20 protein-coding genes are annotated in these 25,432 nt (G+C 43.1%); 17 read left to right on the forward strand and 3 right to left on the reverse strand.

The window, feature by feature from the left end; translation table 11 throughout:
- Positions 1-402: 402 nt before the first annotated feature.
- The 7 genes from ACQCT5_RS15985 to hutG all read left to right on the forward strand — a co-directional run bounded on the left by ACQCT5_RS15985 (position 403) and on the right by hutG (position 7,967).
- A complete protein-coding gene (locus ACQCT5_RS15985; protein WP_499643020.1) occupies positions 403-1,188 on the forward strand; it encodes an SDR family oxidoreductase in 786 nt (261 codons plus the stop codon).
- 28 nt (positions 1,189-1,216) lie between these two features.
- Positions 1,217-1,831: a hypothetical protein gene (locus ACQCT5_RS15990; RefSeq protein ID WP_499643022.1), complete on the forward strand. Its 615-nt coding sequence runs from the start codon at positions 1,217-1,219 to the stop codon at positions 1,829-1,831.
- An 81-nt stretch (positions 1,832-1,912) separates the two neighbouring features.
- Positions 1,913-2,353 (forward strand): histidine utilization transcription antiterminator HutP, encoded by a 441-nt coding sequence (gene hutP, locus ACQCT5_RS15995; RefSeq protein ID WP_499643024.1) that lies wholly within the window; start codon positions 1,913-1,915, stop codon positions 2,351-2,353.
- A 120-nt stretch (positions 2,354-2,473) separates the two neighbouring features.
- Positions 2,474-3,973 carry a histidine ammonia-lyase gene (hutH, locus tag ACQCT5_RS16000; RefSeq protein ID WP_499643026.1) on the forward strand — a complete coding sequence of 500 codons (1,500 nt, stop codon included), beginning with the start codon at positions 2,474-2,476 and terminating at the stop codon, positions 3,971-3,973.
- A gap of 114 nt (positions 3,974-4,087) precedes the next feature.
- Positions 4,088-5,752 (forward strand): urocanate hydratase, encoded by a 1,665-nt coding sequence (gene hutU, locus ACQCT5_RS16005; protein ID WP_499643028.1) that lies wholly within the window; start codon positions 4,088-4,090, stop codon positions 5,750-5,752.
- Between the two features lie 3 nt (positions 5,753-5,755).
- Positions 5,756-7,015: an imidazolonepropionase gene (gene hutI, locus ACQCT5_RS16010; RefSeq protein ID WP_499643030.1), complete on the forward strand. Its 1,260-nt coding sequence runs from the start codon at positions 5,756-5,758 to the stop codon at positions 7,013-7,015.
- Positions 7,008-7,967, forward strand: coding sequence for a formimidoylglutamase (gene hutG, locus ACQCT5_RS16015; protein ID WP_499643032.1), 960 nt, complete (start codon positions 7,008-7,010; stop codon positions 7,965-7,967). The genes hutI and hutG overlap by 8 nt, the downstream gene beginning before the upstream one ends.
- Positions 7,968-8,004: 37 nt before the next feature.
- Here hutG and ACQCT5_RS16020 read toward each other — a convergent pair whose 3' ends face one another.
- The gene (locus ACQCT5_RS16020; RefSeq protein ID WP_499643034.1) at positions 8,005-8,880 is read right to left on the reverse strand and encodes an NAD(P)-dependent oxidoreductase; all 876 of its coding nucleotides are present in this window, start codon (positions 8,878-8,880) and stop codon (positions 8,005-8,007) included.
- A gap of 303 nt (positions 8,881-9,183) precedes the next feature.
- Here ACQCT5_RS16020 and ACQCT5_RS16025 point away from each other — a divergent pair, with 303 nt between their 5' ends.
- The 8 genes from ACQCT5_RS16025 to ACQCT5_RS16060 all read left to right on the forward strand — a co-directional run bounded on the left by ACQCT5_RS16025 (position 9,184) and on the right by ACQCT5_RS16060 (position 22,644).
- Positions 9,184-11,055 (forward strand): PAS domain S-box protein, encoded by a 1,872-nt coding sequence (locus ACQCT5_RS16025; protein ID WP_499643036.1) that lies wholly within the window; start codon positions 9,184-9,186, stop codon positions 11,053-11,055.
- Between the two features lie 198 nt (positions 11,056-11,253).
- Positions 11,254-13,095, forward strand: a complete 1,842-nt coding sequence (locus tag ACQCT5_RS16030; protein ID WP_499643038.1) for a GAF domain-containing sensor histidine kinase — start codon at positions 11,254-11,256, stop codon at positions 13,093-13,095.
- Positions 13,088-13,726, forward strand: a complete 639-nt coding sequence (locus ACQCT5_RS16035; protein WP_499643040.1) for a response regulator — start codon at positions 13,088-13,090, stop codon at positions 13,724-13,726. The genes ACQCT5_RS16030 and ACQCT5_RS16035 overlap by 8 nt, the downstream gene beginning before the upstream one ends.
- A 105-nt stretch (positions 13,727-13,831) precedes the next feature.
- Entirely contained in the window at positions 13,832-15,175 is a 1,344-nt protein-coding gene (locus tag ACQCT5_RS16040) for a sodium-dependent transporter (RefSeq protein WP_499643042.1), read from the forward strand.
- A gap of 295 nt (positions 15,176-15,470) precedes the next feature.
- Positions 15,471-16,904 (forward strand): S8 family serine peptidase, encoded by a 1,434-nt coding sequence (locus tag ACQCT5_RS16045; protein ID WP_499643044.1) that lies wholly within the window; start codon positions 15,471-15,473, stop codon positions 16,902-16,904.
- Between the two features lie 38 nt (positions 16,905-16,942).
- Positions 16,943-19,396, forward strand: coding sequence for a S8 family peptidase (locus ACQCT5_RS16050; RefSeq protein ID WP_499643046.1), 2,454 nt, complete (start codon positions 16,943-16,945; stop codon positions 19,394-19,396).
- A gap of 761 nt (positions 19,397-20,157) precedes the next feature.
- Positions 20,158-21,255, forward strand: coding sequence for a S8 family peptidase (locus ACQCT5_RS16055; RefSeq protein ID WP_499643123.1), 1,098 nt, complete (start codon positions 20,158-20,160; stop codon positions 21,253-21,255).
- A gap of 264 nt (positions 21,256-21,519) precedes the next feature.
- On the forward strand, positions 21,520-22,644 hold the full coding sequence (locus ACQCT5_RS16060; protein WP_499643048.1) for a S8 family peptidase: 1,125 nt from the start codon (positions 21,520-21,522) through the stop codon (positions 22,642-22,644).
- A 91-nt stretch (positions 22,645-22,735) separates the two neighbouring features.
- Here the strand turns inward: ACQCT5_RS16060 and ACQCT5_RS16065 are convergent, their stop codons facing one another.
- Positions 22,736-23,893 carry an aminotransferase A gene (locus tag ACQCT5_RS16065; RefSeq protein WP_499643125.1) on the reverse strand — a complete coding sequence of 386 codons (1,158 nt, stop codon included), beginning with the start codon at positions 23,891-23,893 and terminating at the stop codon, positions 22,736-22,738.
- Positions 23,894-24,042: 149 nt separating this feature from the next.
- On the opposite strand from ACQCT5_RS16065, the gene ACQCT5_RS16070 reads away from it, so the two are divergent.
- Positions 24,043-24,495, forward strand: a complete 453-nt coding sequence (locus ACQCT5_RS16070) for a DMT family transporter (protein WP_499643050.1) — start codon at positions 24,043-24,045, stop codon at positions 24,493-24,495.
- A 288-nt stretch (positions 24,496-24,783) separates the two neighbouring features.
- Entirely contained in the window at positions 24,784-24,999 is a 216-nt protein-coding gene (locus tag ACQCT5_RS16075; protein ID WP_499643052.1) for a hypothetical protein, read from the forward strand.
- A 42-nt stretch (positions 25,000-25,041) separates the two neighbouring features.
- Here the strand turns inward: ACQCT5_RS16075 and ACQCT5_RS16080 are convergent, their stop codons facing one another.
- A complete protein-coding gene (locus tag ACQCT5_RS16080; RefSeq protein WP_499643054.1) occupies positions 25,042-25,278 on the reverse strand; it encodes an IDEAL domain-containing protein in 237 nt (78 codons plus the stop codon).
- Positions 25,279-25,432: the final 154 nt, after the last annotated feature.

Here is a 25,432-nt window from a genome sequence, read left to right on the forward strand (position 1 = left end):
TATTTGATCGTAGTGAGGGAATCAAAAGGTATGAATGATGACCTCACTCCCTGTATTTGATCGTAGCGAGGGAATCAAAAGGCATGACTGATTGCCTCACTCCCTGTATTTGATCGTAGTGAGGGAATCAAAAGGCATGAATGATGACCTCACTCGCGGTTTTTGATTGCAGTGAGGGAATCAAAAGGCATGAATGATGACCTCACTCCCTGGTTTTGATCGCAGTGAGGGAATCAAAAGGCATGATTGATTGTCTTACTCCCTGGTTTGCGAGGAGAGAGGGCGTCATTTGGCATGACTAATTGGTTATTTTACTGCCACACGGGTAATCAAATACGTTACAGAGCTAAAAGTAAGCGCTATAATGAATGTAGTTACAATACTCTGAAAGGACGTGTACATATGGAATTGAATCTAAAAGGGAAAACGGCGCTGGTACTTGCATCCAGCCAAGGCTTGGGCAAAGCGATTGCGGCATCTTTTGTAAATGAAGGGGTGAATGTGGTTCTAGCCAGCCGGAATGAGGAAAAGCTGAATGAGGTTCAAGTTGAACTCGAAAACCTTCAAGGTGGTCAGGTGAGGTATATCCAGACAGATATTACACAACCTGATCAAATTAAACAAGCCGTGCAGTATACGGTAGATTCTTTTGGGCAATTGGACATCCTGATAAATAACGCTGGTGGCCCTCCTGCCGGTACGTTTGAGCAGATAACAGATGAGCAGTGGCAGCAATCCTTTGAATTGAACCTATTAAGCTATGTGAGAATGATTCGGGAGGCACTGCCGCATCTGAAGAAAAATGGTGGAAAGATTATCAATATAGCGTCATCGTCTATCAAAGAGCCGATTCCGGGTTTGCTTTTATCCAATACGTTCAGGACAGGGATTGTCGGAATGACGAAAACGTTGGCTAGTGAGCTTGCGAAGGATCGTATCCTCATTAATACGGTGGCACCTGGCAGAATTGCTACGGATCGGGTTGCGTTCTTGGATGAAGTCAACGCTGAAAAGCAAGGAATCACAAAAAGTGAAATGGAAGAGAAAATGAAAAATACAATTCCCCTTGGTCGATATGGGGAACCGGAAGAGTTCGCAAAGGTCGTTACCTTCCTTGTATCTGATGCGAACAGCTATATGACCGGAAGCTCCTTCCTTGTGGATGGCGGGATGGTCAAATCGATCTAACGATGATGAGAAGGGAAAATAGGAATAGATGAAACATTTATTACTGCTTATTGTAATTGGTTTTGCAATTGGGATTGTTCTTGGCTTCATGAATATTGCCTTTAATTTCTGGATTTTTGTCGGACTTCTTGTTGTTGCATTTTTTGCTTTGTCTTTTCAGGACATCCGCTTCATGTTTCTTTCAAAAGATGTGGAACGAATAGAAAAGTACCTGCAAAAGAAAAGGCATGAGCCATACTACGGCTTCATTTTGGAGCTCGCGAATGGAAATCTGCCTGAAGCGAAAAAGCAGTTGGAAGACCTTGAAAAGAAGTGGAAGGGTAAAAAGACTGCAATATTCCGAGCTCAGTATTATTTGCGTCTCGGAAATATCGTAAGGGCGAAAGAGGAAGTTGAATTAATCGACCAACCGGATATGAAGAACTATGTCCTTGCCGCCATTGCCGCTATGGAAAAAGATGAAGCAAAGGTGGAAGAGCTGAAAGGAACGCTCAAAAAGGACTGGATGAGGCATGTGATTGAAACAGAGAGAGCCAAGAATGAGAAAAATTTTGCTTTGGCAAAAGAAAACAAGGAACAGGCTCTAGCATCGACAAAAGGGCTGCAATATTTTATGATCCATAAAGAATATGAAAATCTATAACTTGACAGGAAAGCTTATTCAACTTTACACTTAAACTAGTTAATAGTTATTAGAAAATTTTCAGTATTGAGGAAAATGCAGATGGTCTTAGCTATAGAACGCAGAATTGGAAAGTTTGCCGTGCTGCTTTCGATGAGTACGGAAAAGGATGAATTTATTTTTACTCTTCCGGAGCAATGGAGTACCTGTATAGGAAAAGTCGGCTCGATGGATTCTCAAAAGGTGGTAGCTGCTATAGAAACGGCAGCCAAAAGGGAAGGTATCATCAAATCCGATGGCTATCGGGAAACACATGCTCTCTATCATGCTATCATGGATGCCTTAAGCGGCGTAACACGAGGTCAGGTTCAGCTTGGTTCGGTGTTGCGTACGGTTGGTCTTCGGTTTGCAGTGGTAAGGGGAAACCCGTATGAAGAGGTGGAAGAGGGCGACTGGATTGCAGTTGCGCTTTATGGGACAATTGGTGCTCCAGTGCGAGGATCGGAGCATGAGACAATTGGACTTGGCATCAATCACATTTAAATAGAAACTATGCCCATAGTTGCTGATTTATAGGGGGCTGTACTTAATGAACGTTTAACGTTTGTTAAAGTGCGGCCCTCTTTTGTGTTTTTTAATGAAGATTAGAGAGGGATGATTCATGTGATTATTTTAAATGGGCAATCGTTGAGTTTGGACAAAATGAAGGCGATTTTGTTTGATAAGGAAAAAGTAGCACCATGTAAGGATGCAATGCAGCGAGTAGTTGGAAGCCGTGCGGCTGTGGAAAATATAGTGCTGGACGGGGAAGTGGTATATGGCATCACAACAGGATTCGGGAAATTCAGTGATGTGCTGATCCCGGTGGAAGAGACCGAAATATTGCAGAAGCATCTTATCCATTCCCATGCTTGCGGCGTTGGTGAAGCTTTTTCTGAAGTGATTGGGAGAGCGATGCTTGTCCTTCGGGCAAATGCTTTATTAAAAGGCTTTTCGGGTGTAAGGCCAGTTATCATTGAACGCCTGCTGGAGTATGTAAATGAGGGAATCCATCCGGTCGTCCCTCAGCAAGGCTCACTTGGGGCAAGTGGAGATCTGGCTCCCCTATCCCATCTTGCCTTGACACTGCTCGGAGAAGGAGAAGTGTTTTATCAGGGAGAAAAGGTTCATACAAGTGTTGTATTGGCTAAAAAAGGGATCGTGCCCCTTGAATTGAAGGCGAAAGAGGGTCTGGCTCTCATAAATGGAACTCAGGCAATGACGGCTGTCGGGGTAGTGGCATATTTGGAGGCTGAGAAACTTGCATTTCAGGCGGAATCGATTGCTGCGCTGACATTCGAAGGTTTGGAAGGGATTGTCGATGCCTTGGACGAAGATGTGCATCTTGTAAGGGGTTACCCGGAACAGGTGGAGGTCGCTGCAAGGATCAGAACTCTTTTACATGGTAGTAACCTCGTAACAAGGCAGGGCCAAAAGCGCGTTCAGGATGCGTATTCACTAAGATGCATTCCACAGGTGCACGGGGCCTCATGGCAGGTCCTCGGCTATGTGAAGGAAAAGCTTGAGATTGAAATGAATGCAGCGACAGATAATCCGCTGATTTTCGGTGACGGTGAAAAAGTCATCTCAGGTGGAAACTTCCACGGCCAGCCGATTGCATTTGCGATGGATTTCCTGAAATTAGGAATGGCGGAGCTTGCCAATATATCAGAGCGTCGGATAGAACGATTGGTAAATCCCCAATTGAACGACTTGCCGCCATTTCTTAGTGCCAAGCCGGGACTTCAATCGGGAGCCATGATCATGCAGTATTGTGCAGCATCCCTGGTGTCGGAAAACAAGACACTGGCACATCCTGCAAGCGTTGATTCCATTCCCTCATCGGCGAATCAGGAGGACCATGTAAGCATGGGTACCATAGGAGCAAGGCACGCCCATCAAATCATAGCAAATGTCAGGAGAGTCCTGGCAATCGAATGGATGTGCGCCATGCAAGCGGTGGAATACCGTGGAGTTCACTACGCTTCCCCACTCATGCAAAAATGGCACCAGGAGGGAAGAGGCATCGTCCCAAGCATCACCGAAGACCGCATCTTCTCCAAGGACATCGAAGCCCTCACCGAATGGATGCAATATCGGGGAAGTGTACTGTGTGGAGCGTGAAATTCCTGCCGGGGTCTGGCCCCAAAACGAAATATTTATAAAGCAGTAGATTTCAAAACTTGTAAGATGAAATATAAAAAAATAACTATCTAGTAATTGGGAGGATGAAGAAGGATGGAAAAAGTGAATGTGATTAGATCACCTCGTGGCAGTGAATTGAATACGAAGGGCTGGGTGCAGGAGGCTGCACTGCGGATGCTGATGAACAACTTGGATCCTGAGGTTGCAGAGATTCCAAGTGAGCTTGTGGTTTACGGAGGAATAGGGAAAGCTGCACGGAATTGGGAAAGTTACGATGCGATAGTCGCTTCCTTGAAGGAATTGAAGAATGATGAAACGCTGCTTATCCAATCAGGTAAGCCTGTTGCAGTATTTCGCAGTCATGAAGATGCTCCGCGGGTACTTTTGGCCAATTCGAACCTGGTTCCAAAATGGGCCAATTGGGAGCACTTCCATGAGCTGGATAAGAAGGGCCTTATGATGTATGGACAAATGACTGCCGGAAGCTGGATCTATATCGGGACACAGGGAATTCTACAGGGTACCTATGAAACCTTTGCGGAAGCGGCGAAACAGCATTTCAACAATACGCTAAAAGGCACCATTACTGTTACAGCGGGACTTGGCGGAATGGGTGGGGCTCAGCCACTGGCAGTAACCATGAATGGCGGAGTATGTATTGCGATTGAGGTGGATGAACACCGCATCGATCGACGGATTGAAACGAGATATTGCGATGTGAAAATGAAAAACCTGGATGAGGCGATCAAAAAAGCTGAAGAGTATAAGGCTACAGGCAAGCCATTATCAATAGGACTTGTAGGAAATGCGGCAGAAATACTGCCACAACTTGTGTCAAAGGGATTCACACCTGATCTGTTAACAGACCAAACATCTGCCCATGACCCGCTAAATGGCTATATTCCTGTTGGTATGACCCTGACAGAGGCGAGCTCTCTAAGAAACTACGAGTCTGAGAAGCTGGTGAAACTTGCCAAGGAAAGTATGGCCATTCATGTTAAGGCGATGCTTGAGCTTCAGGAAAAAGGGGCGATCACCTTTGATTACGGCAATAACATCCGTCAGGTCGCCTTTGACGAGGGAGTGAAGGATGCCTTTAATTTCCCAGGGTTTGTGCCAGCCTTTATCCGTCCTCAATTCTGTGAAGGCAAAGGTCCGTTCCGCTGGGTGGCGCTTTCCGGTGACCCGGAGGATATTTATAAAACGGATGAAGTGATTTTAAGGGAGTTTGCTGATAATGAGCACCTATGCAACTGGATTAAAATGGCGCGGGAAAAGGTGGCATTCCAAGGGCTGCCTTCACGTATCTGCTGGCTTGGATATGGTGAACGCGCCCGTTTCGGCAAAATCATCAACGAGATGGTAGCAAGTGGGGAACTGTCTGCACCGATTGTCATTGGCCGTGATCATCTTGACTGCGGCTCTGTGGCGTCGCCGAACCGCGAAACGGAAGCGATGCTCGATGGCAGTGATGCAGTGGCGGACTGGCCGATCTTAAACGCCCTTATCAATGGGGTAAATGGTGCGAGCTGGGTATCCGTCCATCATGGCGGAGGTGTCGGGATGGGATACTCCCTCCACGCTGGAATGGTGATAGTGGCTGATGGATCGGAAGCAGCGGCAAGAAGACTGGACCGAGTACTAACCTCCGATCCTGGGATGGGTGTAGTCCGTCATGCCGACGCCGGCTATGATCTTGCCAAAAAAGTGGCGAAAGAAAAAGGTGTTCACATCCCATTGTTGAAGGAGAGTGAATAAAAAATGCAGCTGGACACTCTCTTAGTAAATTGCGGTCAACTTCTGACTATGGATCATGAAACCGTACATGCCAAAGGGGAACAGATGGGATATTTGCCTCATATTAAAAATGGGGCAATCGGCTGGAAGGACGGCATCATAACATTTATCGGCACTTCTTCGGAAGCAGAAGGTCTGGAAAGCTCAAAAGTGATAGACTGCCAGGGGATGCTTGTCACCCCTGGGCTGGTTGATCCACACACCCATCTCGTTTTCGGCGGATCAAGGGAGCATGAAATCGCCTTAAAGCAGCAGGGCGTGCCATATTTGGAGATCCTCAAACAGGGTGGGGGCATCCATTCCACCGTGGAGGCTACAAGAAAATCAAGCTTTGAAGATTTGTATGATAAAGCGGCCTTCCATCTTAAAAGATTGATCAGTTATGGCATCACCACAGTAGAAGCAAAAAGTGGCTATGGTTTGGAGAAGCATGCTGAATTGAAACAGCTGGAGGTCGTAAAAAAGCTGAAAGAAAACACAAGTATGGAGATCGCATCCACATTTTTGGGGGCACATGCGATACCAAAGGAGTTCAAGGAGAACCCTGAAGCATTTCTACTCGAAATGTCAGAGCTTTTTCAGGAAATAAAAGAAAAAGAACTTGCCGAGTTTGTGGATATCTTTTGCGAGGAAGGCGTCTTTACGATCGAGCAATCAAAAAGATTCCTCGAACTAGCAAAAGAGGCGGGCTTTTCAGTGAAAATTCATGCGGATGAAATAGTCTCATTAGGCGGAACGGAACTGGCCATTGAACTCGGAGCAGCCTCTGCTGATCATCTTATCGCAGCATCCGACAAAGCGGTGGAAATGTTCGGCAACTCTGATACGATAGCTGTTCTCTTACCTGGAACCACCTTTTATCTGAATAAAGATTCATATGCCAAGGCGCGTGAAATCATTAATGGAGGGGGAGCGGTTGCCCTCGCGACAGACTTTAATCCTGGAAGCTCTCCAACGGAAAACATCCAATTCATCATGAATCTTGCCATGCTCAAGCTTAAGATGACATGCGAAGAGATCTGGAACGCTGTAACGGTCAATGCAGCTAAAGCGATTCATAAAGACGATGTGTCCGGCAGACTTAAAGTTGGTCGAAAAGCGGATGTGGTGGTATGGAATGCTCTGAACTATCAATACGTTCCCTATCATTATGGAGTGAATCATGTGCATACTGTTTTCCAAAATGGCCTTGAGGTGGCAAAGGGAGGGGCCTATCTTGAATAGACACCCATATATGCAAAAAGCAGGCGGACCTGCGTTCGTGGATCGGCATTATCCGAAGGCAGCGGAGCTTCTGAAGTCTTGGGACGGGAAGGAGGCGGTGGAGGGGCTCGCACTGGTTGGAGTGCCTCTTTCCAAGCCTTCCATCAGTCATTCAGGTGCAAGTTTCACGCCTGGCGTGTTTCGAAGGCTGCTGAAATCTTATTCCACTTATGCAGTAGATGATCAGACTGAACTTCTTTTATCACCAAAGCTGTCTGATATGGGAGATATCGTCATGCATGTTACCCTTGTGGAGGAATCCTACCACAGGATAGAAGAGACGGTATCCTCCTTGATGGATGCGCATCCATCCTGCCTTCCGATTTTTATTGGAGGAGATCACTCCATTACCTATTCCACCCTCAAAGGTCTCTCAGGAAAAAAAGGGACGGTGGGTGTCATCCAATTTGATGCACATCATGATCTCCGCAATACAGAGGACGGGGGACCGACAAACGGTACCCCATTCCGTAGATTACTGGAAGCGGGTCTTTTAAAAGGGGAGCATCTCGTCCAGATCGGGATTAGAAATTATTCTAACAGTGCGTTTTACCATCAGTATGCACGTGAACAGGGTGTGACAATCTTCTCGATGGCTGATGTGAAAAAACAGGGAATCACTAAAGTTATGACTTCTGCCATTCAATATCTGGAGGATAAGGTGGATCATATTTATGTATCCGTCGATATTGATGTGCTCGATCAGGCATTTGCGCCGGGATGTCCAGCGATTGGACCGGGTGGAATGACCAGTGATCAGCTTCTTGAGGCCATCCATCTATTAGGGAAGCATGAGAAGATGTGTGGACTTGATATGGTGGAAATCGATCCAACCATTGATTTCAGGGATATGACGACTAGAGTGGCTGTGTTTTGTCTGCTCGAGTTTATGCGTGGGCGTGAATCTATGTAAAAAAGCTTTGGCCGATGTTGGCCAAAGCTTTTCAAGTTTACTTCTTCCACAATTTGTACAAAGCTTGAGTACCGCTGTTTTCCTCGCCGCTTTGCGATAATTTCACATACATATCCTTTGCCAGTGCCAATCCAGGTACATCTAACCCCATCCGCTCCGCTTCATCCAGTGCGATCTCCATATCTTTGATGAAGTGCTTCACGAAAAATCCAGGTTCAAAATTATCGGCAATGATTCTAGGCGCCAGATTACTGAGTGACCAGCTTCCTGCCGCTCCGCTTGAAATGCTCTTCAGCACATCTTCCGGGTTCAAATCTGCTGCTTCTGCGTAGGCGAGTGCCTCGCAAACTCCGATCATGTTTGTAGCTATGGCAATTTGATTGCACATTTTGGTGTGCTGCCCGGCTCCGGCTGCACCCTGATGAATGATGTTTGATCCCATTGCTTCAAAGACTGGAAGACATGCTTCAAAGGAAGATTTGTCTCCTCCAACCATAATTGTCAGTCTTGCTTCCCTTGCACCTATATCCCCACCGGAAACAGGGGCATCGAGGCTATGGAGTTGACGCTCCTTTGCTTCTAGAAAAATCTGCTTGGCAAGCGTCGGGGTGGAAGTGGTCATATCGATGACAAAGGCTCCACTCTTAGCATTAGCGAGGATCCCTTCTTCACCAAAATACACTTCCTCCACATCCTTGGGATATCCGACCATCGTAATTGTATAGTCCGCTTCCCTCACAGCCTCACCAGGGCTGCCTGCCCAACTGGCCCCCTGTGCCAAAAGAGCCTCCGCCTTCTCCCTAGAACGTGTATACACAACCACATCATAACCACCACTAATCAAATGACCTGCCATGCTGCGCCCCATCACACCCGTACCAATAAACGCAACCTTCTTCGCTTCTACATTCATGTTCAAGTTCCTCCCGGGGTCTGGCCCCAAATTTAAATTTTTATAATCAATGTTTTTATTATTATACCAAATGTATGGTTTGGGGCTATATTGGTATAATTTAATTCTTGTGAAATTCGGAAAAAAATAATAGAAATACACTTTTTTGAGTTGGTGAGAGAGTTAAAATGTGTATTTATGTTTAATTTATTATAATATTTAGAAAAATAAAGAAATTTGTAGTATAATAGGGAATGTTGGAAATAATACACATGATTCAAGAAATGACAAATAGATTGATAGAATTAGAAGGGAGGAAGAACGTTGGAAAAGCCTAACTCTTTGTTGAAAAAAGGAAAAATCCAACAGGTAGAATCCATTTCAAAAATTCATCTCATCATCATCATATCTCCGACAGGCAACATACAGTATGCCTCTTCCTCATGTGCCTCATTACTTGGTTATCACAAGCATGAACTCATAGACACAAAGTTGGAAGACTGGATACATACAGAGGATCTTTATTTAATTGAGAGTTTGATTTACCAACCTTCCCACCAGGCACAATGTTTTTTTCGAATGAAAAGGAAACATTCGGGATTTGTATGGATGGAAGCTGTACTTTCAGAAATACAGGATCCTGCACAGCAATTTGAAAAAGAAATTGTACTGAAACTGTCTCAAACAATGGATATTGGTAGTGAATCCGCCAAACAGTCTAAATTTATTTTGAATACCGACGGAAATGGTCAGGAAAATATCAACAAGGTAAAAGAGAGAAAAGAGTTAAAAGAGAATGAAGAAGACTACTCCGCATTTGACTTGATTGAGCATCTACCGAATGGGCTTTTTTTAACTGTCGATGGGGTCATTAAATATGTCAATGAGACAGGAACAAGAATGCTTGGCGCCTGCCAAAAAAACCAGTTGATCGATACTTCAGTCTATGACTACATTGAAGAGTCCTTCCACGATATTGTGAAGCAGCGGATCAGATCAGTACAGCAAGGCTTTCGTGTGGGACTCATGGAACAAAGGTGGTATCGTTTGGACGGAAGAATGATAGAAGTGGAAATCATTTCGAATCAGACGATGTACAAAGGGCAGCCAGCTTCTTTTGTGATGCTGATGGACATTTCGCATCGGAAAAACTTTCACAAGATATTGCAGAATAGTAGGGAACGTTTTCGGATGCTTGTACAAAACTCCATTGATACGATAGGTGTTATTTGTGAGGAGAAATGGACATTCATCAACGAGTCGGGAGTGAAGATGCTCGAAGTGGAAAACTATGCGGAACTGATCGGGCAAAGTGTCTATCAAAATATTGAAAAGAAAGACCTTCAACATATATGGAAGACGATACATGCTCATACCAACGGGGAAAAGCTGCCTGCGTTTGAACAGGAATGGACTACCATGAAGGGGCATAAGCTCTATACGGAAGTGGTGGGGATTCCCACTACCTATCTTGGAAAAAATGCAATGCAGGTGATTATTCGGGATATTACCGAGAAAAAGCAGGCAGAGGCAGTGATGCTTCAATCTGAAAAGCTTTCTGTTGCTGGCCAGCTTGCTGCAGGAATAGCGCATGAAATACGAAACCCATTGACCGCCATAAAAGGGTTCTTTAAACTTCTTGAGCGGGAAGTGGACCAAAAGAAAGAGTATTTTCATATCATTGAGTCGGAATTGAGCAGAATCGAATTGATCCTTAGCGAACTTCTGTTATTAGCTAAGCCTCATAAGGTCCGTATTCAAAAAGTTTCCCTGGATACATTGCTTAAGGATGTCACGACTCTACTTGAAACGCAGGCGATCATGAATAATGTCTGGTTTGAAATGAAGCTTGATGCCAAGGACCCGTTAATACAATGTGATGACAATCAAGTGAAGCAGGTGTTCATCAACTTAATAAAAAATGGGATAGAAGCGATGTCGGAAGGTGGAAACATTTTTATTGAAACGGAGGATGATGGGGAAGAAGTAATCATCCGGATCAGAGACGAAGGCAGGGGCATCCCGGAAGAGATAATATCCCGTTTAGGGGAGCCGTTCTTTACTACCAAAACCACCGGAACGGGACTCGGGCTTATGATCACCTTCAATATTATCAAGAACCATCATGGCACAGTCAGTGTCAAAAGCGAATTGGAACAAGGGACAACCTTTGAAGTTCGTTTTCCAAAAGTTTGAGTTTGAAGACTAATACTTTTGTACTATTAATATATTCCTTTTTACTAATAGTCTTTTGACTCCTTTTTCATTACGATAGATATGTGCCAATGCGGTACGAGGAACTCCAGTTGGGAAGTGAGAATTCATTGTGCCAGCTGGAGTTCCTCTTTATATTGATAACTATCACATAAACCATTGGAAATGGCAGGGAATAATATGAACAAGAAATGGAAGGGACTACACATCTCACAACTTTATATGGGGCTTGTAACTGTAATCGGATGGGGTCTAGTACTATTTCAAGTGCTATCCCTATCCCAGGTTGAAGTATCATTCACTCTCGTATTATTGATTGTTTTTCTAGGGGTTTGTGAGTATTATCCAATGCCAGTGCCAAAAGGGCACACTACCCTTACATTTCCGATCATCTATATGATCTATGTGGTGTTCGGGTTGGATCTGGTAATAATCACTTATGCGTCTATCGTTCTAGCAATCAACCTCAGTCACCGGAGACCACTCCGTATCATGCTTTTCAATCCATCCCAGCTGGTAATCAGCTTTTATTTGGCACATGTTTTCCATCAAATTATAATGGAAACCTTTCTGACAGTCAGTCTTAATCCAATAATGGATGGATTGCTTGGCTTTTCCTTAATGATCACACTCTTTTATATGTTGAATAACGCTATTGTAGATATTGTTCTATGGCTAAGGCCGGAACCCTATACATTAAAAGTTTGGTGGGGGAAAACACAAGGGGAACTCATCAGTTTTGTTGTATCCTATATATATGGCTGCCTCATACATATACTTGGCAGTCAAAATCGTGGAGAAGTAGACATCTTCTCATTCTTTTTCTTCTTTTCTCCGCTTGTAGGACTTTCTTTGCTAAGTTCCATCATTGCCCGTCTAAAAACAGAGAAAAACCGGATCCGGGCTTTATTCCAATTCTCTACTGAGCTGAATAAGTCCATACCTTCCAGAGGATGGGAAAAGCTGATAAAAAACCTATTGCAAGAATTGATGCCTATTGAAGACTGCATCCTTTTTGTAAGAAATGAAAAAGGTATCTGGGAGCACACAATCATCCATGGGAAAATTCTATCCCATATGCCTCTTCATGATATTCTCCTTGAGATGGAGAATATATCGCAAATGCAGGTTTATGATCATAAGAAAGCAGGAAAAGGACCTTTAGCACCTTTTTTGAGGTCCTCCTCACGATCTGTTGTATATGCACCTTTATTATTTGAAGACCAATCAATTGGCTGTTTTGTCGTGACGAAAGGCCGTACCAAGAGTTTTACAATTGAAGATACCCGTTCCATTGCGACGATTGCCAACCAGCTGGCAGTATTTTTGAAAACAAAACAGCTAGTTAGTGAGCAGGAGCGAAGAATCATTCTCGAAGAGCGGAACAGAATTGCACATGACATTCACGACGGTATTGCCCAAACCTTAGCAGGTGCTGTTATGAAGCTGGATACCTCCTATAAAAAACTGGAAACACAACCTTCAGACGCCAAGCTCCTTATTGCGGACAGCATCAAAAAGCTGCGGGAAAGCCTTAAGGATGTGAGGGACTCTATCTATGCACTTCGTCCCTACCCAACCGAGCAACTGGGATTTCATTTGGCAGTGGAAAAAAAGATAGCGGAGCTGAAAAAGGATCCATCCTTCTCTGTGGATATTCAGCTTCAGGTCCGTGGAAATCAGGGGGCCATTAGTCCGATGACAGAAAAAGTCATGTTCAGCGTGTTCCAGGAATGCATCCAAAACTGCCTGAAGCATGCCCATGCCAGTCATCTACATATTCTGATCAGCTACCAGTCAGATCATATTGTATTGAAAATGAAAGATAATGGCCAAGGATTCTCCTTGTATCATGCCATGATCAAAGCGATGAATCAGCCTCACTACGGCATACTGCAAATGAATGAAGCGGCAGAGAAAATCGGCGCCGCGCTTCAAATTGATAGCAAACCGAACGAGGGAACGGAAGTTACACTAACAGTTCCCAAATTGGGGTTAGAAGGAGAGATTGAAAATGATTAATGTCATGCTTGTGGATGATCATGCCATACTAAGGGATGGTCTAAAAACCATCATATCTTTGGAAAGTGACATGAAAGTGGTGGGGGAAGCTACTGGGGGAGCAGAAATGGAACTCTTATTGAAGCGTAAATGTCCGGAAGTCATCGTGATGGATATTAACATGCCTGAGCAAAACGGAATAGAACTTACTAAAATTGTAAAAAAAGAATATCCTGATGTAAAAGTGCTAATCCTTACAATGTATAAGCATGATGAATATTTCATGTCTGCATTAAAAGAGGGGGCGGATGGATATCTATTGAAAGATTCCCCTTCTGAACAGGTTATTGATGCCATCCGTACTGTTCATCGAGGTGAATCCATCATCCATCCTGCGATGACCAAAAAGCTCATCAGCTATCATCAGCAGGAGACTCAGGTCAAGGAGGATACTGTTCTGACAGAAAGGGAGAAGGAGGTTCTCGTTTGTCTTGTTGAGGGACTTTCCAATAAAGAGATTGCAGGGCGTCTTTATATTAGTGATAAAACGGTAAAAATCCATGTGAGTAAAATTTTTAAAAAGCTGGATGTGAAAAGCAGATCCCAAGTAGTCATCTATGCCGTGCAGCATAAATTGGTACCACTTCCTTAAGAGGGATTACACAACCTTTCTGAATTATGACAGAATATTCCCTATACAAATATAAGAATCGATAGTATTATAATAGACTAATCTTTGAAATAGGAGTTTTTCATCATGAAACAGCATGAGCAATGGACATCAAAAATAGGCTTTATTTTAGCGGCAGCAGGTTCTGCCATTGGTCTCGGTGCCATCTGGAAATTCCCATATATGGCCGGAACCAATGGTGGAGGAATTTTCTTTTTAATTTTTATACTATTCACTCTCCTCATTGGTGCTCCGATGCTACTGGCGGAATTTATTATAGGAAGGTCCACTCAAAAGGATGCGATTTCCTCCTATAAGATGCTTGCCAAAGGGTCAAAATGGCACTTTATCGGGGTGTTGGGTGTTGTAGCCTCTTTTATTCTTCTTTCCTTTTACAGTGTAGTGGGCGGTTGGATTGTCACTTATCTTGGGAAAAGCTTTATCGGAGGGTTATCCAATTTCACATTGGATGAATATAGTGGGCTATTTGAGCAGACCATAGCAAGCCCATATTTAGCGCTTATTGCACAGTTCATCTTCATTCTCCTTACCATCTACGTGGTTCAGGCTGGTGTACAAAGCGGGATTGAGAAAGCAAGCAAAATCTTAATGCCATTATTATTTATCATCTTTCTTGTTCTTCTGGTCCGCTCCTTGACATTGGAAGGCGCATGGGAGGGTGTCCGATATTTCCTTCAGCCAAACTTGTCACTCATCACACCCAATACATTCCTGATGGCATTGGGACAAGCACTTTTTTCCTTAAGTGTTGGTATTTCCATCATGGTTACATACAGCTCCTACCTGACAAAAGGTGAAAACCTTATCAAATCAGCAGGATCTGTGGTCGGATTAAATATTATTATCTCTTTATTATCAGGTTTGGTCATTTTCCCAGCGGTATTCGCGCTTGGAATGCAACCTGATGAGGGGCCGGGGTTAGTTTTTGTTATTCTTCCTGCAGTGTTTGATCAGCTTCCATTTGGAGTGATCTTCCTTGCAATGTTTATGATTCTTTTGCTATTCGCAACACTGACATCTGCATTTTCCATATTGGAAATCATTGTTGCTGTTATAGTGAAGGACAACCAGGAGAAAAGAAAAAAGGTAGCCTGGGTTACAGGAATCATCATCTTCATAATGGGTATACCATCTGCGTTATCCTTTGGGGTCCTATCAGATATTACGATTGACGGCTTGATTATCTTTGATGCAGCCGATTATCTTGTCACAAACATTGCATTGCCTGTTGGGGCACTACTGATTTCAATATTTGTCGGCTATCGAATTCCCAAGGATATTCTAAAGGACGAATTCTTCCAGGGGTCAACCGTAAAAAAATCGGTATTTACCATCTGGTACTATCTCATACGATATGTAATCCCAATTGGAATACTTCTCGTCTTTATTCAATCACTCGGACTTATATAAAAGGGTCCGGTTTGAGTAGTTCCCGCAGGCGAAGCCGAGGAGGCTCCCGGACCGCCCTTGGGTCGCTGCGCCTAGTGCGGAAATCAACAGCGGTGTTTAACATAGCCATAGAAAAGCGAACATCGAAGCGCATGCTTCGGTGTTTTTTTTATGTTTTCCTACTACCAAGGTACTAAGGAAGATAGTACGTATACTCTGTCTTTTATTACTGATGACTAATAGTTGTGCTTTTGTGGGTATGAGAAAATACAGGTAATTATCTAACTATTCCAAAATTTAAGAAAGGGGAAACAGAATGAAAAAAAATGTGACTTATTTATCAATGGGGGTTCTAATACTTGGAATGTTTTTCACAGTTTACTGGGTGCAAGGTCCTGCCACTGCACAGGCAAACGCTAATAATCCCGCGTTATTGGATGTGACATTAGAAGAGGTTCTACAAACAGCGAAGGGTCCGGTTGAGGTTATTATCACATTTGATCATGATGGCGGTATCCAGCAAGAACAGGTAGATCTTTTAAAAGGCCTTGGAATAAAAAATGGGATAACATTTCAAAGTTTGCCGGTTGCCGGTGTACTAGCTACGAAACAGCAAGTGGAAAAGCTGCTTGAAGAGGAAATTGTCGTTTCCATATATTTCAACAAAAGGCTTCAGTATGAAAATGAAGGCTCAACTTCCTATACCGGAGTAGATAAGGTTAGAACGGACGAAGAGCTCAGTACTCAGAATGGAGGTTTGCCGATAAGCGGAAAAGATATCGGAGTGGTCGTAAACGACAGTGGAGTGGATGGGACGCACCATGATATCAAGCTTGGCCGTAACCTCGTGCAGAACGTGTTTGCAAGCTCCAATCTGAATGCACTGACGGGTATTCTTCCTATCACATATGTGGAAAATGTACCGAATACCGATTCCGACTCCGGTCACGGCACACATGTGGCAGGAACTGTAGGTGGTACAGGGGCAATGTCAGGTGGGAAATATGAAGGTGTTGCACCTGGCGCGAAGTTGATTGGATACGGTTCAGGAGCAGTGGTTGCCATGCTTGATACAATTGGGGGCTTTGATTATGCTCTGACCCATCAGCAGGAATATAACATTCGAATCGTAACCAATTCCTGGGGCGCAACAAGTGATGCAGGAACAGATTTTGACCCGTTCGATCCGATAAATTTTGCAACAAAGAAACTTTATGACCGTGGCATCATTACTGTATTTTCAGCAGGGAATTCCGGTCCTGGAGAGGCAACGATCTCCGGTAACTATAAAAAAGCGCCATGGGTTATTACGGTGGCGGCTGGTACCAAGGATGGAGAACTTGCAGATTTTTCTTCCCGAGGAGTGAAAGACGGAGGGGGAAGTGTTGAGGTGGATGGGACAACCTACAAGTGGGAGGACAGTCCAACCATCACGGCTCCTGGTGTGGACATTATCTCTACAAGAGTGATTTCTCCACTATCAGCATTAAGCGCGCAGAAGGATGTGGAATATATTGACCCTGCTCACCTGCCCTATTACACCACCTTCAGTGGCACCTCCATGGCAGCACCGCATGTTGCAGGAATCATCGCACTGCTGTTGGAGGTAAATCCAACCCTCGATACATTTGAAATAAAAGAAATCTTACAAACCAGTGCTACCAATATGGAAGGCTATGAAAAATGGGAAGTTGGCTCTGGATATGTCAACGCATATGAAGCAGTTAAGCTAGCCCGACCTACTAATTGAACAGGAAAATAAAAAAATAAATGAAAAGAGGTTACTTTATGAAAAAAATGTTTGCTGCTGCATGTGCCCTGGTTCTGATCTTTTCCATGTTTAACACAGTTGGTGCTCAGTCCACGTCATCCGAAGGGTCTGTAGTAAATGAAAAGGTATGGTCGGTTTTAAGTGATGCTACCAGTACAGCACAAGTGATTGTTACTTTCAAAGGAGAAGAAAAGGTAAATTCAGAACAGCTAGGGCTGCTTGAGGAAATTGGCATCACATCAGCAGTTACAATGAATTCCTTGCCTATAGTGGGTATAGTTGCTACAAAAAAGCAAATAGAAGAATTGGAGGCTTCTCCAGAAGTCCTTTCCATATACTTGAATGAAGAACTGACATACTACAATGCAGAGTCCACAGACGTAACAGGGGTTAATAAGCTGCGTACCGACGATTCTTTCCGTGAAAAGAATGGCGGCTTGCCTGTCTCGGGTAAGGGTGTCGGGGTAGTGGTAAATGATAGTGGAGTAGATGGAACGCACAAAGACCATGAGCTAGGACGCAACTTGGTGCAGAACGTACTAGGGTCTACTAACCTTCAAAGTATTACAGGTATTCTGCCAATCTCCTATACGGAAAATGTACCGAATACAGACACCAACTCCGGACACGGTACGCATGTGGCAGGAACCGTTGGTGGAACGGGTGCAATGTCTGGAGGGAAGTATGAAGGAGCAGCACCTGGTGCAAGTTTAATAGGTTATGGTTCAGGTGGAGCATTGTTTGTACTTGATGGAATCGGAGGATTCGATTACGCCATAACGCATCAACAGGAATATGACATTCGAGTTATTACAAATTCCTGGGGCTCCAGTGGTGATTTCGATCCGAACCATCCCATCAACATTGCAAGTAAAAAAGCCTATGACCGTGGCATAGTCGTTCTTTTTGCAGCAGGCAACGAAGGACCATCTGAAAATACACACAATCCTTACGCAAAAGCACCATGGGTAATTTCTGTAGCAGCAGGTGTGAAGGACGGAACGCTCGCTGACTTCTCCTCCCGTGGAACAAAAGGGGTAGGAGGGAGTTTTACAATGGATGGAAAAGAATGGACCTGGGAAGATAGACCAACTGTGACTGCACCAGGTGTGGATATCATATCTACGAAAGTCGTATCCCCACTCACGGCACTGGCTGCTGAAAAGGATGCGGAATTGATCGAACCGGCACATCTGCCATATTACACAACGATGAGTGGAACCTCCATGGCAACGCCACATGTGGCGGGAATTGTTGCATTGATGCTTGAGGCAAACCAATCTTTATCACCTGATGAGGTGAAAAATCTTTTGCAATCGACAGCGACGAATATGCCAGGCTATGAAACATGGGAAGTTGGAGCGGGATATGTAAATGCATATGCGGCTGTGGATGCATCATTTGAAAACAAAAATTATGGATCTACTCTAACTATGAATCAAACCTATCATTCAAATGTGGAGACATCCACATCAAGAGAAGAATTTGAAATCGAGAGTTCATTGTTGACAGATGGTGCATATGAATTTGCTGTAGAAGAAGGTTTGACCAGTTTACTGGCAAGAGTTGATGGAAAGGGTCTTTTGGAGGAAACGGGTAACCCTATCAATCTCGTCTTGGTTGCACCAGATGGAACAGAGTACAGCTCTGGGGTAAGTTTACTTTTCCCTCTTTATACAGACCGGGTGGTATTGGTTGATAATCCGGTGCCAGGTACCTGGAAAGCGGAGATTCGAGGACTAAGAGGGAACGAGCTGAACCCAATAGGAATTTCGCTTCCTGAAACTGTAAAAGGTTCCTTTGCTTTTACAAAAATCAATGGATTTACCGGTCTGAGTGATATTGCTGGGCATCCCGCAGAAGCGGCCATCCAACAAGGTGTGAAAGAACGACTTTTTGATGGATACAAGGATGGTACGTTCAAACCAGACTCCAAACTAACAAGAGTGGACATGGCGAAGTCTCTATTAATGGGTGCAGAAATTCGTCAAAGTCTGCCATCCCAAGCATCTTTTACTGATGTGTCAAAAGCTGATCTTCCTTTTGCCGAGGCAGTGGTTGCCAAGGGTGCTGCGTTTCGAGATCAATCACATCAGTTAAAGGGAGTGATGCAACCGACATCACCAGGAAAGTTCTCTCCAAAAGGCAGTGTCACAAAAGCCGAGCTTGCCTATACACTAGTACAGAGCTTAGGCCTGGAAAAAGAAGCACTGGATCATTCGGGAGACGTGAAGGTTACCTATAAAGAAGAGCGCATCGTGCTGAAAGATCAAACAAACATCCCCGACGCCTTAAAAGGGTATGTACAAGTGGCATTAGACCTGAATATTCTAAATGCAAACTTTTCTGTGACGCAAGGAAAATATGATCTGAAGCCAAAAGTGGAAGCGACCTTTGCCCCTGAAGAAGTGGTAACAAGAGGAGATTTTGCTGTGGCATTTACGAGATATTATCATGTGTACTTTAACTAAGGGCTGTGTTAAAGCGTAGTGTTGATTTTCAACGTCAACAGCGGTGTTTAACAGAGATCCTGATGTAAAAGATTTACACCTTGAGAAATGAAAGTATAGTGAAGACGTTTGCTTCACCTGCCTCCCCTGTTGATTGGAGTGCAAGGTGTGAGACTCCTCGAAAATGCGAGCATTTTCTTCGTGCGATATATCGCTGCCGAAGCCTTCCTTGTCCTGCGGGAGATAGCGGTAGACTTGAGACCCCGCAGGCATAGCTGAGGAGGCTCAAGCACCGCCCCGCGATCGCTGCCACCTGGAACGGAAATCAACAGGGAGTCAAAATAACACACACTTATTTTTAAGGTAGTCTAACAAATAAATAGATAGTGATTATAGAAGAAGGAACGGTAACATTCCTTCTTCTTTTTATTTTGTATTGGGAAAGTACGAAAGCATTTTGTTCAATAAAATGTCTGAAACTCTCCTGCTTTCCCAAGCAATAATTTCTTCACCAGCAAATAAGATAGGTTGTGCAAGAAAAAAAGGAGGAAAGGAGGAATGGGAAACGATACTAATCTTTACATAATTTCTCATTGGGCAACCAAAGCCGAAAAACTGCAATTAAAACTATGTAGAAGCCCCAACTTTCCCAATATGAAATTAAGATGACAGGTGGTAGACTATCGTTAATAGTTCTTAATATTAAGAATTATCAAAACAAACTTAAGGGAGTGGAATGATTGAAAAATTGGATTAAAGGATTTTCAGTATTCATTGTAGCGATGTTGGCATTCGCATTGGCGTTTGGACCTGCACAAGCCAATGCCCAAGGCCCTAGTGTGAATGAAAAGAAGCAATATCTAATAGGCTTTAAGACAAACGCAAAAGCTTTCTCGGCTAAAAATATGATTACAGCTGCAGGCGGGGAAGTGGAACATGTATATAATTATATGGATGTACAGCTTGTAACGCTTCCAGAAAAAGCTGCACAGGCCTTGAAAAACAACCCCAACATCGCATTTGTGGAAGAGGATGCAGCAGTATATGCAACTGCACAATCCACTCCATGGGGCGTAACGCATATTAATGCACATAAAGCTCATGCTGCAAACGTTACAGGATCTGGTGTAAAGGTAGCAGTATTGGATACTGGTATTGATGCAAGTCATCCTGACCTCAATGTAAAAGGCGGCGTAAGCTTTGTATCTGGAGAGCCTAGTGGACTAACGGACGGAAATGGTCATGGCACACATGTTGCAGGAACTGTAGCAGCATTAAATAATACTGCTGGAGTATTGGGTGTTGCCTACAATGCAGATCTTTACGCAGTAAAAGTATTGAGTGCTTCCGGAAGCGGTACTTTAAGTGGAATTGCTCAAGGGATAGAATGGGCAATTGCAAATGAAATGGATGTAATCAATATGAGTCTAGGCGGAAGTTCAGGTTCTACAGCCTTAAAACAAGCTTGTGACAATGCATATGCAAGTGGAATTGTTGTCGTGGCTGCTGCTGGAAACTCTGGTTCTAGAGGAAAAAGAAACACAATCGGCTACCCAGCTAAATATAGCTCTGTAATAGCAGTAGGGGCAGTTGATTCAAATAACAATAGAGCTTCTTTCTCTAGCGTTGGTTCTGAACTGGAAGTGATGGCTCCTGGTGTAAGCATTCTTAGTACAACTCCAGGAAACAGCTACTCTTCCTACAATGGAACATCCATGGCTTCTCCCCATGTCGCAGGAGCAGCAGCATTGATCAAAGCTAAATATCCTAGTCTATCAGCATCCCAAATTCGTGATCGCTTAAAAAATACTGCAACTCCTCTAGGTGATGCTTTTTATTATGGAAACGGAGTCATCAATGTGGAGGAAGCTTTACAATAATTTGATTAAATTCCCCCTTTATTTATAGAACACCTGACAATTTGTTGGGTGTTTTTTTGTTGTATGATAAGCAAGTATATCTGATAAGAAAGTCACAGGAAAATACCATGATAAACCATTGGGAAATCGACAATGATATCTCGGTTTAAAAGCCCGATATGCTTAACTACTTTCCCAATAACAATCCTTTAAAAGCTATGCTAACATCATAAGTAACTAAATAATTAGATTATTTAGATTTTTTTCAAAGGAGATGTTCTACATATGAAAAAGTTTTTATCCGTTTTATTGGCATTAGCTTTGGTCCTCTCGTTTTCATTTTCACCCGGGGAGGCAAGTGCAAAAGGAAAGCCGTTATTCAAAGAATATTTGATTGGGTTGAAGAATCCTGTCTCCAAACAGACAAATCAAATTGTTTCCACATTGGGTGGAACGATCAATCATCAATACAACCATATGAATGTCCTTCAGGTCACGCTACCTGAAGCAGCAGTTGTAGCGTTGGAGAAAAATCCACTTGTAGAATATATTGAAGAGGATATCGAGTATAAAATTGATGCTCAAACGGTCCCTTATGGAATTCCACATATTAAGGCGGATGTTGCACATTCCCAAACAGTGACTGGGTCAGGGGTAAAAGTTGCAGTACTGGACACTGGTATCGATGCAACTCATGAAGATCTGAATGTTGCAGGTGGAGCAAGCTTTGTGTCAGATGAGCCTGATGCATTAACGGATGGAAATGGTCATGGAACTCATGTGGCAGGTACTATTGCTGCTTTAAACAATAATGTAGGGGTAGTGGGTGTATCATATGATGTTGATTTATACGCAGTTAAGGTGCTAAGCGGAGCGGGAAGTGGGACTTTAAGTGGGATTGCCCAGGGAATTGAATGGGCAATTGACAATGATATGGATGTCATTAACATGAGTTTAGGTGGCAGTACAGGATCCACTACATTAAAGCAGGCAAGTGATAACGCCTATAATAGCGGAATTGTTGTTGTAGCTGCTGCAGGAAATAGTGGTTCTTTCTTTGGACTGATCAATACAATCGGATATCCGGCAAGATACGATTCCGTCATTGCTGTAGGAGCAGTGGATTCAAATAATAACCGTGCTTCGTTCTCGAGCGTAGGCAGTCAGCTTGAAGTGATGGCTCCGGGTGTTGATATTAACAGCACGCTGCCAGGCAACCAATATGGTTCTCTGAATGGAACCTCCATGGCCTCACCTCATGTGGCAGGGGCAGCTGCTCTGATTTTAGCGAAATATCCAAACATGACAAATGTGGAAGTTAGGCAAAAACTTCGGGATACAGCAACAAATCTAGGTTCTGCCTTTAATTATGGGCATGGTGTCATTAATGTGGAGGAAGCATTGAAGTAAGAAAATGGCGTAGGAAGAAATGAAAAAGAACAGGGGGGAACCTCCTGTTCTTTTCATTGTTGACATAACAACCGGGGCCAGACCCCTGTTGTTATGTCAACTCCATTAAAAACTTCTCAATACGATCCATTGCTGTTTCCAGTGTGTCCATTGTATAAGCATAGGAAAGTCGAACATATCCTTCACCAAGGCTTGAAAATGCACTGCCAGGTACAACTGCTACCCCAGCTTCTTCAACCATCTTCAAAGAGAAATCAAAAGAGGACATGTTATATTTTTCTATAGAAGGAAACAAATAGAACGCTCCGGAAGGTTTTACTACTTCTAATCCCATAGAGACCAATCTTGTGTATACATAATCCATTCTTTCTTGATATTGCTCCTTCATTTCCAACGCATCATTTTTTCCGTTCGTTAATGCTTCGAGTGCTGCATATTGAGAAATGGAGGAGGTGCAGGATACATTATACTGATGAACCTTCAGCATCTGCTTCATTAAGTATTCCGGTCCGAAGACCAATCCTATCCGCCAGCCAGTCATCGAGTGGGATTTCGAAACGCCGTTGATGACGATGGTTTTATCTCTCATTCCCTGAATAGTGGAGATTGATATATGTTCATGATCAAATACCAATTCACTATATATTTCATCGGATAGAACAAAGATATCTTTATCCTCTAAAAGAGCAGCAATTTTCAGCAATTCCACCTTTGGGAGCGTGACACCTGTGGGGTTTGAAGGATAGGGAAGAATGATGCATCGAGTCTTTTTTGAAATATGCTGTTGAAGCAGCTCTGCAGTCAATCTAAATTCGGTAATGGTCGTATCGACATGGACAGGAGTTGCACCACAAAGTTTGATGATCGGCTCATAACCAGGATATACTGGTCCGGGTAATATTACTTCAGTGCCTGGTTCAAGGATGGTGCGCAGTGCAATGTCAATACCTTGGCTGGCACCGACCGTCACTATCACCTCATCTTCTCCGTCATACTTTTGTCCGTACTTTTCGGCTACAAATGAGCATGCGGCTTTTCTCAATTCAAGTATTCCTGCATTATGGGTATAATTTGTTTGATTTGATTCTATAGCTTGTATTGCAGCTTCTTTTACATGCGTGGGGGTGGGAAAGTCAGGCTGCCCAATGGTAAGAGAAAGTACATCTTCGTACTGTGCAACCAAATTGAAAAACTTGCGAATACCTGATATTTCAATATTTCGAACGTTCTGGTTGATTAAATGCTCCATCATAAAACTCCTTTTACAATTTCATTTCCAAATAGACTGATATCACTTTCTACATAGTATAAGCGAGTTTTTTTCTCCTGTCCAAAGGAATATTCAGATAAATGTAGTATAAGTATTAACAGTTGTCTGGAACGGAAGGAGTAGTTGAATTGGTTAAAATATGGTTTGTCCTCATCGCATTTTTAGGTGGGATACTTGGAGGTATCCAAGCTCCTGTAAACAGTCAACTCGGGAAAAGGGTTGGAAGTCTGGAAGCCTCGTTTGTTTCGTTTTTCATCGGGACATTATTTCTACTGTTATTAACAACCTTCTTTGGTAAAGGAAATCTGTTGCAGTTGCCGAGTGTTCCTAAATGGCAGCTAGTTGGAGGGTTCCTCGGAGCATGCTTTGTCACATTTGTCATCATGGCTGTACCGAAAATAGGTGTGGCCTTAACAATTATTTCTTTAATCATAGGACAGATGATTGTAAGCATGGTGATCGATCATTTTGGATTATTCGGTTCTGCCAAAATCGCTTTGAATAATCAAAGACTTTTTGGTGTTGTTCTGATGCTGATTGCCCTTGTTTTTATTTATCGCGGTACTGTTGTAGTGAAATGACTGAGATTCTAAATGGTGATAAATAGGTATGAAGTGGGGAATCAAGGTGCCCATAATCGATGATAGCAACTTAAAATGTAAACATGTTTACGAGGGAAGTCCTATAAAAATATGAAACAAGTAGGATAGGAAAAAAATAACATATGCGGTATGATAGAATTGAACACAGAATATTCACACAAGTCAAAATTTTCTTTTTCTCCATTGCCTTACGTAAGGTTACTCCTTTCATCTTAGTATTACTAGGATTTGGTGTCTGTCGGATTCCGTCTGAAAGGGGAAAGAGTAATGGATATTTTGTTTGAGATTTGGTTAAGGTTGTTTGAAGTGTACGCGGAGGATTTGTTTTTTCAAGATGAGTCATCAGGGGTCTTTTCATTCTTGCTTATTGGTGTATTGGCTTATCTGTTCAAACAAGAGAAAGCAGGGCAGAATAGGAATAGCAATGGCTGTTCCTGCTGCAGAAAAGAGAGAGAAAAGAAAAATTCAGATGAGTCGTCCTAATAAAATGCAAGAATAAAGAAGCGGATCCTGTCCGCTTCTTTATTAATGAATGTGGGAAAACTGATTTATCAGCTCATTATATTGAGTGGATAGACGCTTGAAATTTTCTTGATTTCTAATACTTAGCGCCTGATCAATTTCCTTCATCAAGCGCTTTTTATGATATTGAAATACAGAGGAGTCTACAATGAGTTGTGCCATTTTCTCCTCTTTCGTCATATCTAGATTTTGGATATTCGAGACTGATTGTTCTGGTTGAAAAGCAAAATGTTTATTCATAATTTTTACCCCCTGTGCGCAATTTTGGTATTGTGTAACGGGTTAATCATGAAAGGAAAGGTAGAAGGAAATCCACCAGCTCCTTTGTCCTATTATCTGATATTTTTCTGGATTTGTGAAGAATTATTTTTAGAAAATTTAGATACATCAGAAA

This window comes from Sutcliffiella halmapala (assembly GCF_050107295.1).
GTDB lineage: Bacteria > Bacillota > Bacilli > Bacillales > Bacillaceae_I > Sutcliffiella_A > Sutcliffiella_A halmapala_A.

Excerpts from the sequence above, each read along its gene's own strand:
- ACQCT5_RS16075 (WP_499643052.1), top strand. The coding sequence starts at position 24,784 with ATGGATATTTTGTTTGAGATTTGGTTAAGGTTGTTTGAAGTGTACGCG.
- hutP (WP_499643024.1), top strand. The coding sequence starts at position 1,913 with ATGGTCTTAGCTATAGAACGCAGAATTGGAAAGTTTGCCGTGCTGCTT.
- ACQCT5_RS16035 (WP_499643040.1), top strand. The coding sequence starts at position 13,088 with ATGATTAATGTCATGCTTGTGGATGATCATGCCATACTAAGGGATGGT.
- ACQCT5_RS16020 (WP_499643034.1), bottom strand. The coding sequence starts at position 8,880 with ATGAATGTAGAAGCGAAGAAGGTTGCGTTTATTGGTACGGGTGTGATG.
- ACQCT5_RS16040 (WP_499643042.1), top strand. The coding sequence starts at position 13,832 with ATGAAACAGCATGAGCAATGGACATCAAAAATAGGCTTTATTTTAGCG.
- hutU (WP_499643028.1), top strand. The coding sequence starts at position 4,088 with ATGGAAAAAGTGAATGTGATTAGATCACCTCGTGGCAGTGAATTGAAT.
- ACQCT5_RS15990 (WP_499643022.1), top strand. The coding sequence starts at position 1,217 with ATGAAACATTTATTACTGCTTATTGTAATTGGTTTTGCAATTGGGATT.
- ACQCT5_RS16060 (WP_499643048.1), top strand. The coding sequence starts at position 21,520 with ATGAAAAAGTTTTTATCCGTTTTATTGGCATTAGCTTTGGTCCTCTCG.
- ACQCT5_RS16045 (WP_499643044.1), top strand. The coding sequence starts at position 15,471 with ATGAAAAAAAATGTGACTTATTTATCAATGGGGGTTCTAATACTTGGA.
- ACQCT5_RS16080 (WP_499643054.1), bottom strand. The coding sequence starts at position 25,278 with ATGAATAAACATTTTGCTTTTCAACCAGAACAATCAGTCTCGAATATC.
- ACQCT5_RS16065 (WP_499643125.1), bottom strand. The coding sequence starts at position 23,893 with ATGGAGCATTTAATCAACCAGAACGTTCGAAATATTGAAATATCAGGT.
- ACQCT5_RS16030 (WP_499643038.1), top strand. The coding sequence starts at position 11,254 with ATGAACAAGAAATGGAAGGGACTACACATCTCACAACTTTATATGGGG.
- hutI (WP_499643030.1), top strand. The coding sequence starts at position 5,756 with ATGCAGCTGGACACTCTCTTAGTAAATTGCGGTCAACTTCTGACTATG.
- ACQCT5_RS16055 (WP_499643123.1), top strand. The coding sequence starts at position 20,158 with ATGTTGGCATTCGCATTGGCGTTTGGACCTGCACAAGCCAATGCCCAA.
- ACQCT5_RS16050 (WP_499643046.1), top strand. The coding sequence starts at position 16,943 with ATGAAAAAAATGTTTGCTGCTGCATGTGCCCTGGTTCTGATCTTTTCC.
- ACQCT5_RS15985 (WP_499643020.1), top strand. The coding sequence starts at position 403 with ATGGAATTGAATCTAAAAGGGAAAACGGCGCTGGTACTTGCATCCAGC.